Origin of the sequence: Cupriavidus sp. USMAA2-4, assembly GCF_001854305.1 — a bacterium.
In the GTDB taxonomy this organism is placed as follows: Bacteria; Pseudomonadota; Gammaproteobacteria; order Burkholderiales; family Burkholderiaceae; genus Cupriavidus; species Cupriavidus malaysiensis.
The window spans coordinates 2,255,092-2,270,104 of record NZ_CP017749.1 but is presented as its reverse complement, the minus strand read 5'-3'; the positions used below and the strand labels follow the sequence as shown (position 1 = coordinate 2,270,104).

Sequence of the window (15,013 nt, the reverse complement as noted above, 5' to 3'; positions counted from 1 at the left end):
GACGGGCTGGCATGGGCGGACAAAGAGGAAGACTGGTGCGTTGTGCGGCTGCTAGGGCTCGGCCAGCGGCAGGCCCAGCAGCGCGGGTGCGTCGGCATCGAGGATGAGGATGCGTACATCGGCCTGGCCGGCCAGTTCAAGGATGTTCGCCAGGTCGTCCGGCATGCCCTTGTTCCGGTGCTCCTGCCGAAGCTGCTCGGCGGTAATGCCCTCGGCGTGTTCCAGGTTCTGATCCGTCCAGGGCGTGGAGATCAGCTTGACGCCGATCGCCGGGCTGTACGGCACCCGAAACGCAACGAACAGAAAGGCCTCGGGTGTGGCGAGGTCAGCCAGATTGGCGAGGTAGTGCCAAGTATCGACCGTGATGTGCTCACGGCTGATTTCCCAGCAACGGCTGTAATAGCCGGTCTCGAAACTCAGGCGCTGCACCACTTCCCGCGCGGCCTCGGCCGAATAGGCGTCGCCGACGTGGACTGGGAGGCCGTCGAAGTCGTTGCCATGAATGGCATAGACCACGGCACCGATCACGCCCTCGCCGCTGACGCCTTCACCGGCATCGCATTCGGCCAGCACCTCGGCGCTCACGGCTTCGCGGTCATTGCTGACCACGGCGAAATCGTTGGTGACGATGCAGGAGGATGAAACCAGGTCCTCGTCGGAGAGGTGTTCTTGGCTCGCGTGGATATTTCGCCAGACATGCGGGCTTCCATCGTCATAGCTGATGCACAGCGTGCGGACGATTTTCAGATTCCAGTAGCCGCGAAGAAAGGGATTGGGTTTCTGGGACATGGGAACTCTCCAGATTGAATAATGGAGCCAATTCCCGCCACCGGGAATTGGACCCGGTGGGTTGAAAATGGAAAATGCGTCAGGCGGCGCTGATCGTTGGCATCTGGGCCAGCCGTTCGGCGACGCGATGGCGCACATTGAGGCGGAACTGCTCGTCGCTGATGCCTGCGAGCAGATTGGCGGCCTCCAGCGCGATCAACGCCGAGGCCTCTTCGATGTCGGCGGCCAGGATCGTCTTGCGCAGTTGGTCGCCGAGTTGGAGCGCCTGAGAGGACGTTCTGAAGACCTGGACCTCGCGGCTCAGGTAGCAGCCGTCGCCGCCGAACTCGAACAGCCTCGGCTTGCTGCAATACCAGCAGCCCTCGAACTGGATGGCGGTCAGGCGATGACCGTCATCGAAGCAGGAGGCGATCAGAAGCAAGGTATCCAGGTCGGCGTTGTCCTCGAACTGGTGGTGTTCGATCAGGTTGCCCAGCTCCTCGTTCTCGTCGGCCCCGAAATACGAAGCCATCAGTTCAAGCAACGGGGGAATCGACAGCTCTTCATCGTCGGGCATGGGGATGCCGAGTTGCGCAGCCAGATCTTCCAGGCCATCCAGCACATCGGACCATTGCGGATCATTGCTCTCGGCGATCTTGGCGATGTAGGCATGCCCATCGCCGGGGTAGCTTTCGTCCAGCGCGAAGGCACCGAACAACGCCTTGATGACGGGGGTAACGCGGTCGAGCACGAGAACGCCCGTGCCTTCGTAGTAGTTGTTTGCCATGGTGGCTCCTTTCGAGAAGTGAGCGGAGCCAGCCCATGCGGACGATGGTATCCGCAGGGTGATGGAGAAGAAATTGAGGGACATGGCCTGGTGGGCGCATGTCCCTCATGGGGAGTGAACGAAGACGCGGTGGTTGCCGGCGACCGGATCACCAGCCGTTGTAGTTCAGCAGCAGGTCGGCGATGACCTTGCGGCGTTGCAGGTCGAGACCGTCGAAGTCCGACAGCCCGTGGAAGTGGCAGCGCTTGAGCATGGCACCGCCCTCGCGCGCGTTGTAGAAGCTGACCATGGCGGACAGGAACATGCGTTCGCCGCTGCTCAGGACGCCGAGGGCATCGTTGAGCTGCAGCATGTTGGGACGCAGATCCCACTTGCTCTTGGCCTGGTTCAGACCTTCACGGGTGCCATCGCCAAACCACTCGGGGCCAGCGATCTCGACGCCGCGCTTCCATGCCTCGAAAAAGGCTTGGGGCGCGGCAGCGAAATGCTGTTCTTCCCGCATGATCTGATCGACGACTTCCCGCGGTAGAAGCTGGTTCATGACGTGATTCCTCCAGTTGGATCAGGGAATGGCGAGCTGGGACCAGCCGCCTCTTTCGAGGGCGCGTTGAGCCGCGGCATAGCTGCGGAAGTACTCGCGGGATTCCCGCGAAACGGGGCCTTCGATATCGCGCGTGCCGATGTAGTGACCGGCTGCGCTTTGCAGGACTTCGAGCGGCAGAAACTTGCCGCAGTAGGTCGAGGCCAATTGGCCGAAAGAGGCTTGCTGGGACATGGACGGGCTCCTTGGAAAAGCGGGGCCTTGTCCCTCACGGGATGGCAGCTCCCGCACGCGGTTGATAAAAAGCATCAGCGTCATGGAGACGCGCGTCCGCGGAATTGATGCGATGCGGACTGGTGGGCAACGCGGGAGAGACCCGCGGCAGCCTGGAACCCTGGCTGCTGGCATGTGCTGACCGGAATCAGCGAACATGCGGGCAGCTTCGTGCGCGGGCCGCGCCGCGTCAGTTGGAAAACGGCATCCGGCGCAGCCCCGATTGATGGGCGCGGGGAAAAGAAAAAGCCCCGCACTAGTGCAGGGCTGTCAGGAGGGGGCGATGGTGCTAGGTCAGTCGGCCTTGTCGCCCAGCACATGCTGCTTCCACAGGTCGAATGCCTGCTCGGGCGCAAGCTCGGCGAGGATGACGATGGGCTGGGCCTGCCTGGCGCGCAGCGAAGCGAAGTACGCTTTGCGGTCGGCGATGGCTTTGAGCTTGATGCCCTTGATGAACAGCAGTTTGCCGTCCTTGATGAACAGCACCTTGTTGCTGATGTCGCGGTTGAACGCGGCTCGCACCTTACGCTCGGCGTGCATGGCATCGGCCAGTTCATCGACCAGGAAGTCGAGCGTCATGTCGATGTAATGAGGGTCTTCGCCCTCCTGGCCGAGGTTGAGCGGCGCAGGCGGCAGACCCTTGGCGAAGGCTTCGGCCTGAGCCAGCAACGCCACTTTGCCGCTGAGCGCGTGGAGGAACGTCGAGCCGCCGTGGCCGTCGTTGCGGGCCTCGGCGATGGGAGTGCCGTCGAACACGACGGTGGCGCTAAAGCACATCGTTTCCTCGCTGGCGAAGTCGGCCACTTTGAGGTTCTTCAGCGTGATGCGGTCTTGCTTGGTGATGTTGTCCATGGGAAGTCCTGAAATCGACCGGGTGGCGACACGCCCCCGACGGGACGTGGCGGCCATCCCGTGGGTTGGAGAAAAGAGGCATCGATGCCCCGGTGGGCAGCGTTCGCCGGTGAGATGCCGAGGCGAACAGGCGGGTGGCGCGGGTGGAACCCGCGGCAGCCTTGACACCCTGGCTGCGGGCTGCTGCCGATGCGTCGGCAATGCAGGAGTGAGAATGGCGCGGCCCGCAGGCCGCGTCGCCGATCAATCCGAAGCGGTCGAGCCCGTCTTGTGCAGGTACTGCTTCAGGCGCTGGCCCAGCCATGCCATGCACGGGACAGCCATGGAGTTGCCGATCGCCTTGTAACGGGGGGCATCCGCGGCAGGCTTGCCGCGGTACGGGATCAGCGTGTAGTCGTCGGGCATGCCTTGTAGCCGCTCACACTCCAAGGGCATCAGCCGCCGCACCCGCCAGTGCGACCAGTCTCCGGGGCCGGGGTGGTTCCAGTCGTAGCGGAAATGCGCCTCGAAGTCGGGGGCCAGCACATGGGGCTTGTCCGCGCCGCCGCCGCTGGTACGCAGCGCGGCCGCTACGCTGCCGCCCAGCTCGGCAGCAAGGCCCTGCTCGCGGCCGCGCAGGGACACGCAGGCCACTACCGGCACCCCGTAGCCCGGCTTGCCGTTGGACAGGATGGTCCCGGCCACCTGTCCATGGCCAGACTCGAAGCGCACTTCGCAGCGGGTGTTCTGCGCGAAGGCGATGGCGGGCATGACGCCAGCGTTCGCATGGCTGTTGCGATGGCCGCCAGCGCGCAGCGTCGGCGTCAGGTCGAGCGTGGCATCCGCACCGCTGCCCTGGGCGGTGAAGGCGATGATCGGAACACCCTTGCCGGTGCCGTCTTCGCTGCTGCCCTTGCCGTTGTTGGCGGTGTCGAGGGTGTGGGCGATGCTGCCGGCGATGGATTGCACCAAGTAGGTCTCAGTGCAGATATCGTGCTTTGGACCACCCGCCATCAAACTGGCTGCGAGATCGGTCGGGCCACGCCCATTGCTGAATCCGAACGTCGTCGTGACCTTGCCGTAGGGCTGCTTCAGTTCTGCGAATCCTGCAAGTCCTGCGCATGCGCCTGCTGCGTCAGCACCCGGTCCAGCAGCGCGGGCAGCTTCTTGCCACGGCGCGCGGCCCGCACAAGAATCCCCGAGCAGGCCTGCGCGCTCAAAAAGTACTTCGGCGGGATCGAGACCATCTCCACCACTTGCCACAAGAAACACACGCTTGCGGCGTTGGGCGACACCGAAATATTGAGCGTCGAGGACACGCCAGGCGATGCGCCGACGGGGTCCAGACACACAACCAGCGTGCGCCCATTTTCCCCCTGGCGGCTGGAGCGCACGGCTTTCTCCGGCCAGTGCGCCCAGGAAATGCCCGAAGGCATTGCTGCGGTCGTTGAGGACGCCGGGGACATTTTCCCAGACGAGCGTGGCCGCCGGGCGGCGGTCTTGTTGGCGGGTTTGGTCGATGGCATTGGCAAGCTCCACATAGGCAAGGGAAAGGGCTCCGCGCGGGTCATCCAGCCCGCGACGGCTACCTGCAACGCTGAATGACTGGCACGGCGTGCCGCCGACCAGGATGTCGGGAGCCGGCACGGTGCCGGCGCGCACCTGGCGGGCGATCGCGGTCATGTCGCCCAGGTTGGGCACGTGGGGGTAACGGTGGGCGAGCACGGCGCTCGGGAACGGCTCGATTTCGGCGAACCACGCGGCTTCGAGGCCGAGGGGTTGCCAGGCGAGGCTCACGGCCTCGATGCCGCTGCACACGCTGCCGTACAGCAGTGGCGCGGCCTGGGGCGCACCGCGTGAGGTGCAAAGTTGCGGGTTCATGTCGGGTCTCCTGTTCGTGTGGCCCAGGGCGGGCCGGGACGTTGATCGGCAGGAGAAAGGCGCCGAAGGCCGTGTGGCCTTCGGCTCGGGAGGACAGAACCACCCGTGGGCTGTTGCAGGCCCGGTCGTCGCTAGAACCGTCTGCTGTCAGCAATCGCACCCGGCGCATGTCGTGGTTGGCGCCGGCATCTTCTGGCGCACATCCGCGCACAAAAGGAGCCCAGTTTTTCGCCGTTGGGCACGGCATCGAATACCGCTGACCGCGAAGGGTCTCCGGGTAGCTCGCGGGCTGGCAAGCCATCGGGGGACCCTTCGCAGAGGCGGAAAAATGCAGATCAGCAGAACACGCCGGGAAACCCCGGACATGGTTCGCGGAGAAGCTACCTTCAGGCCCCGCAGCCGGGGACGGCTGGGCGGGACGCGCACACGGACAGAGAAGGCGTTGCGCGCTGGGCGTCCCGCAGGGCGTGCGGGACATGGGCCACGCCGCCGATGGCGGGCACGGCTCTCGGGGAGCAGGATCGGTCAGGAGCCTTTGCGGTCGCTGCTGTTCTTGCGTGGGGGGCGCGAGGCACCACGCTTGGACGTGCCGGTTTCGACCGGCAGCGTACCTTTGCAGTCAGGGTAACGACTGCACGACCAGAAGGGGCCGGTCTTGCCGGTGCGCTGGCGCGTGGGTGCGCCGCACTGCGGGCAAGCGGGTCCCTGGGGAACCTTGATGGACAGCGAGGTGCTGCCATACTGCGCGATCAGTTGCGAAATCCATGCGGCCTGCTTGCTGATGAACACGTCCAGGGTGAGCTGTCCGGTCTCGATCATGTCGAGCGCCTGTTCCCAGACAGCGGTAGTGCCTGGGTCGGCAATCGCCGCAGGTACGGCGTCGATCACAGTAAATGCTACATCCGATGCACGGACGGCGCGCCCCTTCTTGACGAGGTAGCCGCGGACGATCAGTCCACTGATGATGTTGGCCCGTGTCGCCTCGGTGCCGATGCCGACCGTATCCTTGAGCTTCTGCTTCAGGCGCGGGTCCGTCACCAGCTTGGCGACCCCCTTCATGGCTTTGACCAGCTCGCCTTGCGTGTACGGCCTGGGCGGCAACGTCTTGAGTGCCTTCAGATCGAGGTCGGCCACCTGGCACGCCAGGCCTTCGTGCAGTGCGGGAAGCACCTGGCTGCGTGTCGTGGCATCGCCGTCCTCGTCGGGCTGATCTTCTGCGAACACCAAGCGCCAGCCCTTGACGACAACCTGCTTGCCCGTCGCAGTCAGCGTTTGCTGGCCGCAGGCGAGTTTCGCCACGGTGCGATCGAACTCGTGATGCGGCAGGAACTGAGCCAGGTAGTGCGCCCGGATAAGCCCGTACACCGCCAGTTCCTTCTCGCTCATGGCCGAGAGGTTCGCCGGTTCGAGTGTTGGGATGATGCCGTGGTGCGCCGAGACCTTGCCATCGTTCCATGCACGCGAGCGCTGGGAGGGGTCGAGTTGGCTCATGATCGGGCACAGCGAGGGATCGGTCTTGAGCAGGCTGTCGAGAACCGTGGGTGCCTCTGCGAACATGCTCTCGGGCAGGTAGCCGGAGTCAGAGCGTGGGTAGGTCGTTGCCTTGTGCGTTTCGTAGAGTGCCTGGGCGATCTCAAGTGTCTCTTGCACGTCCAGCCCGAACTGCTTGGAACAAACCTCTTGGAGCGTCCCCAGGTCGAACAGCAGTGGCGGGCCTTCACGCACGCGCTCGGTCTCGACAGAAGCCACCTGGGCGCTGCCCACAGCGCGGATCTGCTGCGCAGCCTGCTGTGCAACCGGCTGCCGCAGGCAGCGGCTCGCGTCGTCGGTGCTGGATTCGGGCGGAACCCACTGCGCGGTGAAAGCTTGGCCGCTGGCCGACAGGGACACGTCGATGGCCCAGTAGGGCACGGACACGAAAGCCGCGATTTCTCGGTCGCGGTCCACCACGAGCTTCAGCGTAGGTGTCTGGACTCGACCGACCGACAACACGCCGCCATAGCCTGCCAGCCGCCCTAACACTGTGAACAGTTGAGTGAGGTTCACGCCCACGAGCCAGTCGGCGTGAGAGCGCGCTAGTGCCGCGTAGTACATCGGCAGCGTCTCGGCCGAGGGCCGTAGCTTGCCGAGCGCGGCGCGGATTGACGCATCGTTGAGCGCCGACAGCCACAGGCGTTCAATTGGGCCGCGGTAGTCGCATAGCTCGATGATCTCGCGAGCGATCAACTCGCCCTCGCGGTCGGCGTCGGTAGCGATGACAAGGTGGGTAGCCTTCGCCAGCAACGCTTGGACGACCTTGAACTGCTTGGCGGTCTTCGGTTTGACCTCGACCTGCCAGTGCTGAGGAATGATGGGTAGATTCTCGATGGCCCAGCGCTTCAACCGCTTGTCGTAGGCTTCGGGTGGAGCAGCCTCTACGAGGTGACCGATGCACCAGGTGACGATGACACCGGAGCCGCTGAGACAGCCTTCACCGCGCTGCGTCGCGCCGAGAATCCGGCCAATGTCTTTGCCCTGGGAGGGCTTCTCGCACAAGAACAGCCGCATGTCCGTCCATCCGATTTCCGTGGTTCATTGAGTTGCTGGAATCGAGGATGCCGAGCACCGCCAGGGGCGGCAGCAAACAAGCCGCATGCGGTGGCGACCACTTTCACGGGATGGAATGGCGGGGACGGGAGTGGCGTGCGACCGGGGATGCGCGGGTCGGAAGCCGCGATTTTCGGGCGCGTGTGGAAGCCGGTGGAGGTTGATGGAGCTATCCCCTGGGGATAGCTCGCGAGGGTATGGGGCGACGGACGACTGCGGCCGCCCCATGCCGGGTCACTTCCTGCGCTTAGGTTCCTTCGGCGCGGTAGGCTCCTGGGCGGTCTGGGGTTTCGGCTGCGCGTCCTGCGCGGTCTCCTGCTGCCTCGGGCTGAGGGTCACGGATTCGATGCGGAACGGCAGGATGCCGACGCTGCGCGCGTTGATCTGCCAGGTCTCGCGCGGCTGATCTTCGTTGTCCGTCCAGGGTTCGCGCTCCATGCGGCCGACGACCAGCACGCGCATGCCTTTCTGGTACAGGTCTTTCCAGTGCGCCGCGTCGCGGTGCCAGATTTCCACTGGTGCCCAGAAGCCGCCGCGATCCTCAAAGTCCCCGCCCTTGGTGGGGACTGGGTTGTCGAAGTACACATTCAGCCGCAGCAAGCGCCGCGGCTCATCATTGCCGTTGGGAAACTCCCGGTACTCGGGGGGAGAGCCGATGTTGCCCTCGCCAGAAAAATGCGTGCTCATGTTGCAATCTCCGTGGTGGTTGAAATACCCGCACCTGGTTGGCGGCGGGCGCGTGCTGGGATGCCCTGCGCGATCACCGATCGCGAAGGGTGGGCGGTGTGGACTTGAGCCGGCGCAGGTAGGCGTCTTCCGCCTCGGCGGCCTTGCTGGCGCACTCCTGCGCCTGCCTGCCCAAGGTGTGCAACAGACTGATCTGCATGTTGAGCGTGATGCGCTGAAGCTCGATGGCGTGCAGGTCGGCGAGCAGGTTGACTGGCGTGCTGGTGCTGGCCATTAGCTCCTGCCACAGCGCCACGCCCATGGCCGAGCGGTCGTGCTTGCGCCAGCGCAAAAATGCCGTTCCCGCGCCAGTGGTCTGCAGGGCCAGTTCGATGGGGAGCAGGTGGAAGGGATGCCCGACTGCCTGTTGCAGCACCTGTCGCTGTGCCAAGCCAATCAACTCGTCGCGCATGGCAAAGCACTGGCTGGCCCAGTCCTCCAGACTCCCCTTACCTTTAAAAGGAAAAGGTCTTAAAAAGCCTTTTAGAGAGCCTGCGTGTTCCAGCCGCATGAAGGCTGTCTGGTGCAGTGGGCGGAAGTAGCGGGTGTCGGGTGTCGGGTCGCTCATGTCTGCTCGTCCTCGCCAACCGCCGCTTCGGGGGCCTCGGGGGCGGCAGCCTCGTCGGTGGGCGATGCGGCTGCGGCAGGGCCGTCACCGCGCTGCTGCAGGCCACGGCGCACGATGGGCGGCGCGAACTTCGAGCGGCGCGTGCCTTCCAGCACGTCCTGCGGCAACTCGCCGAACTTCTCCAGCGCCGCCCGTGCTGCGGCATTCTTGGCGGCGAAGTCGTCGCGGGTGCAGCCCGAGTAGCGGTATTGCTGGGCCAGCGAGAACAGGCTGCGCAGCGCATGTGCGCCTTCGTTGAGCCAGCGTTCGAGCGTCGAGCGATCGATCAGCGCCGTATGGTGCGCGAGGATCAGCTTGCGGGCGATGTCGTCGTAGTCGGCGAGCAGATACACGGCGGCAAAGCCGAGCTGCGCATTGACGAACAGCGGCAGCTTGACGGGCTGTACGTTGAGGTTCTCGCCCAGTGTGAGTGCCGGCGGCACGCTCGCCAGGGCCTGGTCCACCTGCTCGCGCAGCGATTGCAGCGTGGCCTTGGTCTGGTCGAGCTTGTCTTCGATGCGCAGCATCCAGAAGTCGCTGTACGGGTCATCCTGCTCCGAGCCACGCCGCATCTTGTTCATCTGGGCGATGTAGCCGTTCAGGCCGACGATGCCGGGTCGCCCCTCGACGGCGGCGCGGCCGTGCCAGATGCGCGAGGCGTGGTGCGTGTGCAGCGTCAGCGACATCGCGCTGCGCAAGGAGCCGAGATTCAGTTGCAAGGGTTCGTTGGTCGTTGCCATGGTGTCCGCTCGTTGTTTGGAAAAAGAGCGGCCAGCATCCGCGTGCAGCGGAAGGCGGTCAGTCAACAAACCGAAACCCGCCAGTCCCCGGTTCACGGCGCGGCGGGTGCATGCGGCGCGAGCTATCCCCAGGGGATAGCTCCATGGAGCGCCAAGGAACGCTGCACGCCCGGGTCAGCGTGGATAAGGCCGATCCCGGGGCAGGCGATCGAGGCCTGGCGTGCAGCGGTTCGACGTCGTAGCTGTCAGTGGAACTATCCCCAGGGGATAGTTCTGCTGACAGCTACCTGCATCCACTTCACCGCCTTGCACACCTGATCACTTGCTGGCGAGCAGATTGCGCAGTCGCTCGATGTGCTGCTTGGCGACTTCTGGCGGCACAGGCTTGCCCTGCGGCTGGGATGGTGGCGGTGCTGGTGGTGGCCGCTCATTGGGTGGAGCAGGTGCCGACGGCGCGTCTTTCTTGGCCCAGGCGTTGAACTCACCATGGATGGCCCGCTGGATGATGCCGAACAGATACCCCGCAGGATTGCGGATGCCGTGGCTGCTGCATCGCATGGCCCATTCGTCCAGCACGGCCTGCCTCAGCGAGGCATCGACTTGCTGCAACGCCACCCTGGCACCTGTCTGCTGCTCTGCCTTCAGTTCCGCGAAGCGATTGGGCCATTGCAGATCGCCCAGCGCGCGCGCCTGCGCGGTAGTACGTACTTCATTAATACGACTACTACGTACTGTACGGGCCTGCTTCGGATTCCGAAGAGAGGCGTCTGACGCGGGTTTCGGGCCTGCTTCGGATTCCGAAGTGGGGTCATCGCGATTCCGAAGAAGGCTCGTCGGCCCTTCTTCGGAATCGTGAGTGGCATCCTCTTGTGGATAACTTTCGATCGGCGCGATGCCTTGGCTGGTGAGGCGTTCGGCCAGGACCTGCAGCCGTGACGGCAGCGTGCGGCCGGACAGCAGCGGGTCTTCCGCGATTTCCTTGAGCGTGTTCAGGCCGACCATCTGCACGGCCTTGGCCGAGTGGCCGAGGGACTGGCTGACCAGCGCCAGGTAGTCGGCGTCGAGCTGCATCGCTTCAAAGGGCATCAGCGGCTCGTCGTGCAGGACATAGAGGTTGCCGAGGATGCGGCCGGTCTTGGGGTCGCGGCGGCGCCGCACCAGGCTCAACCATCGGGTGAGGCGCAGCAGCGTCAGGGCTCGCGCCACGGTTTCGTGCGAGGCTTGCCCGGCGCACGGCATCGACGCCAGCCAGGGCCGAAGCTGTTCATACGTCGGGAACGCCGTCACGCCATCGTCGTTGAGCATCAGCCGGAAGACCTGCCAGGCGTTGCGCTCCAATGGCGTCAGGCGACGGTCGAGGAAGAGCCGCCGCGGTACGGTCTCGTGCCGGTTGCCGCTGAACAGGAAGGCATCGCCAGACGCCGGGCCCGTGGGCATCGCGACAGGCGTGGGTGTGGGCGGGGGCGCATCGGCGTTGGGCTTGGGCACAAGGTCTTTCAGCGCAGCGTCGAACAGGTCTGCGAGTGCGATGGGGCCACGACGTGGTGCGGTGTCGTCCACGGCCATGGTCAACCCAATCCCTGATCGACCCAGCTCTTGATCGAGGCCCAGACCACTGACAGAGGCAGTGCCATGCCTTCGGCCAAGTCCATGGCGGCATCGAGGATGGAGGTCTCGTCTTCGAGATCGACGTTCCTGCTGCTGGTCACGGCCTTCCATTGCCGCCACAGCTCCGTGTCCTGTTTCTCGTCCAGCACGGGGTGGCGGCCCTTGCGCTTGGGCAGGCCGAGGATTTCGCGGCGAAGCGCCACTTCCTGGTGGGTCAGGCCGTAGAAGCGGCTCACCATTTCGGTGCTCGCGCCCAGCCTGAGCATGCGATCGACCGTGGCGATCTCCTTCTCCACATCCTGCGCCTGCCTGAGCAGACGCCGGAGTACTTCGCGGTTGACCGTCACCGAGCACCACGAGACGTTGGCGTTGGCCAAGACGCTAATCAGCGCGGGATGCTTGAGGGCGTCCAGCTCTTCCTCGCCAAACCCCATAAGTTTGCAGCGGCGCAGTTGCCCATTGCGTAGGTCATAGAGGGCCTGGGCGATGACGGCCTGATTGAGTGGGTGCGGTGCGGACATGCTGGTCTCCCTCGGTCACGTTCCAGGGTCAGCAGCGCCGGCATCCAGGTCGAGCAGGCGGCGGGCCAGCCGCAGCAGCCGGAACAGCTTGACCAGTGCGGTGTCGCTCAGTCGCCGGGTTGCGTCGCCTTGTCCGTGCAGCAGCGCCGACAGGTCGATGACGAATTGCCCGTTATCCAGGCCGACGTCGGCGGGCTGCTGACCGGCCAGGCATGCCAGCAGCGCCAGGACGGCACGGCCCAGCGGCCCCGGGTCTTGGGCGTGGGCACGGCAGGCGAAACCGATGCCGTCTGGACGGTCATCAATGCACTCGTCCAGGCGGGCCTCGCCCGCGATCTCGCGGGCGAACTGCGCGACATGGATGCGCAGGCGCTCGGGTGTGTCCAAGCTCGCGTCGATGTACCAGACATCAGAGATCGGATAGAGCCCGCCGGCCTGTACGGGGATGGACTGCAAGACGTTCGCCGAGAAGTCAGGCGGCAGCGCATCGCCCAACTGGTCGGCGACCATGCGCTGGATGGACTGGAGCCGTTCGGTCGTTGGCGCCGGTGAGACGATGTGCTTCTGAAGCAGGTGGTCGTCCGCTGTCGGACTGGCCGTGCCCGCCTCGTTGGCGTCTGCGTCGCTCTCGCGCGTTGAGGTGGGAGACGCAGGGCCTGCAGGCTGCGCTGCCGGTGCTGGCCCTGTGGTGGGCGGCGAGGCGTTGGCAGGTGGGCGCGCGATAACCCCAGGCTCCGGCAAGGCGGGCGGTGTCGAGGATGGCGTCGGATCGCTGACCAGAGCGCGCTGGCGGCTCTCGGATTCGGTCATGTCCAGCGCGAGCACGTCGTAATTGACGCCCAGAAGCTCTGCCATCTGACCGATCAGTTCGTCCTGTACGCGCTGCGCGGAGAACTCGTCGGCCTGCACATCGAACTGCGACAAGACTTCCTGGAAGAACTCGTCGAAGTCCTGGGTCAGCGTGCGGCCCTTGGCGTAGCGCTCCCACGCGAGCATGCAGGCCTTGCGCATGACCGACAGGCGTTCGACCTGGTGGCGGCCGAGGCCGCCATAGAGAACGGAGGGGATCGCGGGCAGGAGGTAGCGCACCGCGTCGTTCATGCGGCTGATGTGCGACTGCTGCACTGGGAAGCCATCGGCGGCCAAGCGGCGGGCCAGTTCGGACTGGCTCAGGGCGGTGCCGCTTTCCTGCTCGTAGAACTCGCGCGCTTTCTCGACGCCGAGGGCGCGCTCAATGAAGGTGAGGCCGCCGCGCAGTTCGTTCTCGGCCAGGTGGCCGGTCAGCATGACGATTTCGCCGCGGCTGGGCCACGGCCGGAACAGGCACGATATGCGGAAGAACTGCTCGTCCTTGGTCTCCGACCACAGTTCGCGTAGGATCGCCAGCCGCGTGTTGCCGCCGTTGCGGATGATGTAGTGGTCCTCGCCAGGCCGTCGGGTGATGGCCGGTGCCGCATCCAGGCCGCGCTCGCGGATGGATGCCTTGATCTCCTCATAGGCCGAATTGCGCTTCTTGCGCGGGTCATGGTCGTAGGGGCGTAGCTGGTCCAGGGTCACGACCATGGGGGTGTCGGCGATGGGGTCGCTCAGGGTCGAGGCGGACGGACCGCTGCGCTCGAACCCGGCCGCGAGCAGCTTGCCAGCCATCTGCTGGGAGGTGATCTCAGCCATGGCGGCCTCCCTGCGCTTGGAATCGGGCCTCGCGCTCGGCGCGGCGGATCTGCGCACGGGCGTTGAGGGCGGCCCGGTGGTCGCTGGCGGTCGAACTGGTGTAGATCGCGGCGCAGCCTGCCTTGGTGAATTTGAGATGGCCGCCCGGCGTGCGCTTGACGTGCCAGCCCTCGCCGACGGCGAACTCGATCAGGGCGCGCAGCCGTTTGTGGCCTCGGGCCAGTTCATGCGCGTTCGCCATGGTGCCTCCCGGTATCAAGAGGGAATGGCGGGCGGCCGGACACCGTGGCAAATCGGTGCTGCCATTGCGGGAACAGTTCGCCAGCGAGGCCGCGCATGGTGTCGAGCGCGGCGGGGGCGACTCTGCCCGGTGGCTGGCGGTACTCGACCCGATGCACCGGCAGGCCGCGCGTCGCGGCGCGCGGATAGGCTTCGATGGCCGGCACGTCGGTGGCCAGCACGCGGATGCCTGCGTTGTCCTGGAACAGGTCGCGCAACGCCTGCTGAATCAGCCGAGCGTTCGCCGACACCGGGTGGACGCGGTTGATGAGCAGGTGCAGCGGCGGTGGTTCGATGCCCAGGTGCCGGTACGGCGCGATGTCCTCCAGCAATTGCATGGTGCCGCGCCGCAACTCGCGGGCCGCGAGGATTTCCGGGGTCACGGGTGACAGCGCGAGATCAGAGGCGAGCACCGCCATCTCCAGCGTCACCGAACGCGCGCCTTGGGTGTCGATCAGCACCAGGTCGTAGAGGGGAGCCAGTGCGGGAAGCAGGTGCCGCAGCCGCAAGCGTCCGTCCGGCGCATGCAGCAATAAGGTGTTCAGCTCGCCCCGGTGGTCGTTGGACAACACCAGATCCAGGCCTGTGATGTTCGTGCGGGACACGAGCTGGCCGAGGTCGCGCTCGTTGAAGGCCAGCAGTTCATAGATGCCGCCAGGCGCACGGTGGCCCAATTCGTAGTAGGACGACAAGGTGGGCTGCACGTCGAGATCGAGCAGCAGCACGCGCAGCCCCGCGTCGGCGACGAGCCCGCCCAGGTTCGCGGCCGTGGTGGTCTTGCCGACGCCACCTTTCGTTGAAATGATGGATACAACCTGCATGGCGTTCTCCGTGTGAGGATGGAAGGTCCGCGGGAGAACGGGTCAGGCCCGGTTGTTGACGCGCTCGGCGATCCACTGATCGATTTCGATGGAATCCCAGCCGACGGCGCGCACGCCCAGGCGCAGCGCCTGCGGGAACTGGCGCTTCTTCATCAGGTTGTAGATGTGGGCGCGCTTGAAGCCGGACTTCGCTTCGACTTCTTCCAGGCGCAGGATGCGGCGCTCGCTGGGTGGTAGTACAGGTGTTTGCGACATGGCGGTCACTCCTGAACGCTCAGTGGCGTTTGTTGGCGTGACCTCTATTCAATAGACATGGCTGCGGAAAGACATTGCAAATGCAATCTCCGCGACTGCACATACAAGCTGGAAAACC

At 65.2% G+C, this 15,013-nt stretch carries 16 protein-coding genes; all 16 read right to left on the bottom strand.

Features of this window, described 5'->3' with window-relative positions:
- Window positions 1-51: 51 nt before the first annotated feature.
- Window positions 52-789: a DUF5983 family protein gene (locus BKK79_RS29935; RefSeq protein ID WP_071039630.1), complete on the bottom strand. Its 738-nt coding sequence runs from the start codon at window positions 787-789 to the stop codon at window positions 52-54.
- Between the two features lie 79 nt (window positions 790-868).
- Entirely contained in the window at window positions 869-1,555 is a 687-nt protein-coding gene (locus tag BKK79_RS29930) for a hypothetical protein (protein WP_071039629.1), read from the bottom strand.
- A 148-nt stretch (window positions 1,556-1,703) separates the two neighbouring features.
- Window positions 1,704-2,096, bottom strand: coding sequence for a hypothetical protein (locus BKK79_RS29925; protein WP_071039628.1), 393 nt, complete (start codon window positions 2,094-2,096; stop codon window positions 1,704-1,706).
- A gap of 21 nt (window positions 2,097-2,117) precedes the next feature.
- On the bottom strand, window positions 2,118-2,330 hold the full coding sequence (locus BKK79_RS29920; RefSeq protein ID WP_071039627.1) for a hypothetical protein: 213 nt from the start codon (window positions 2,328-2,330) through the stop codon (window positions 2,118-2,120).
- Between the two features lie 333 nt (window positions 2,331-2,663).
- On the bottom strand, window positions 2,664-3,221 hold the full coding sequence (locus tag BKK79_RS29915; RefSeq protein WP_071039626.1) for a hypothetical protein: 558 nt from the start codon (window positions 3,219-3,221) through the stop codon (window positions 2,664-2,666).
- Window positions 3,222-3,464: 243 nt separating this feature from the next.
- Entirely contained in the window at window positions 3,465-5,081 is a 1,617-nt protein-coding gene (locus BKK79_RS29910; protein ID WP_071039625.1) for a DNA cytosine methyltransferase, read from the bottom strand.
- 525 nt (window positions 5,082-5,606) lie between these two features.
- Window positions 5,607-7,628, bottom strand: a complete 2,022-nt coding sequence (locus tag BKK79_RS29905) for a DNA topoisomerase III (RefSeq protein ID WP_071039624.1) — start codon at window positions 7,626-7,628, stop codon at window positions 5,607-5,609.
- Window positions 7,629-7,901: 273 nt separating this feature from the next.
- A complete protein-coding gene (locus BKK79_RS29900) occupies window positions 7,902-8,354 on the bottom strand; it encodes a single-stranded DNA-binding protein (RefSeq protein WP_071039623.1) in 453 nt (150 codons plus the stop codon).
- Window positions 8,355-8,427: 73 nt separating this feature from the next.
- Window positions 8,428-8,961, bottom strand: a complete 534-nt coding sequence (locus tag BKK79_RS29895) for a DUF3158 family protein (protein ID WP_071039622.1) — start codon at window positions 8,959-8,961, stop codon at window positions 8,428-8,430.
- Window positions 8,958-9,740 carry a PFL_4669 family integrating conjugative element protein gene (locus BKK79_RS29890; protein WP_071039621.1) on the bottom strand — a complete coding sequence of 261 codons (783 nt, stop codon included), beginning with the start codon at window positions 9,738-9,740 and terminating at the stop codon, window positions 8,958-8,960. Before BKK79_RS29890 ends, BKK79_RS29895 begins: the two co-directional genes overlap by 4 nt.
- A gap of 318 nt (window positions 9,741-10,058) precedes the next feature.
- A complete protein-coding gene (locus tag BKK79_RS29885; protein ID WP_071039620.1) occupies window positions 10,059-11,306 on the bottom strand; it encodes an STY4528 family pathogenicity island replication protein in 1,248 nt (415 codons plus the stop codon).
- A 2-nt stretch (window positions 11,307-11,308) separates the two neighbouring features.
- Window positions 11,309-11,869, bottom strand: coding sequence for a DUF2857 domain-containing protein (locus BKK79_RS29880; protein ID WP_071039619.1), 561 nt, complete (start codon window positions 11,867-11,869; stop codon window positions 11,309-11,311).
- A gap of 15 nt (window positions 11,870-11,884) precedes the next feature.
- On the bottom strand, window positions 11,885-13,540 hold the full coding sequence (locus tag BKK79_RS29875) for a ParB family protein (RefSeq protein ID WP_071039618.1): 1,656 nt from the start codon (window positions 13,538-13,540) through the stop codon (window positions 11,885-11,887).
- Entirely contained in the window at window positions 13,533-13,781 is a 249-nt protein-coding gene (locus BKK79_RS29870; protein WP_071039617.1) for a hypothetical protein, read from the bottom strand. The genes BKK79_RS29875 and BKK79_RS29870 overlap by 8 nt, the downstream gene beginning before the upstream one ends.
- A complete protein-coding gene (locus BKK79_RS29865) occupies window positions 13,765-14,640 on the bottom strand; it encodes a ParA family protein (protein ID WP_071039616.1) in 876 nt (291 codons plus the stop codon). The genes BKK79_RS29870 and BKK79_RS29865 overlap by 17 nt, the downstream gene beginning before the upstream one ends.
- Window positions 14,641-14,682: 42 nt before the next feature.
- Window positions 14,683-14,895, bottom strand: coding sequence for an AlpA family transcriptional regulator (locus BKK79_RS29860; protein ID WP_071039615.1), 213 nt, complete (start codon window positions 14,893-14,895; stop codon window positions 14,683-14,685).
- Between the last annotated feature and the right edge of the window lie 118 nt (window positions 14,896-15,013).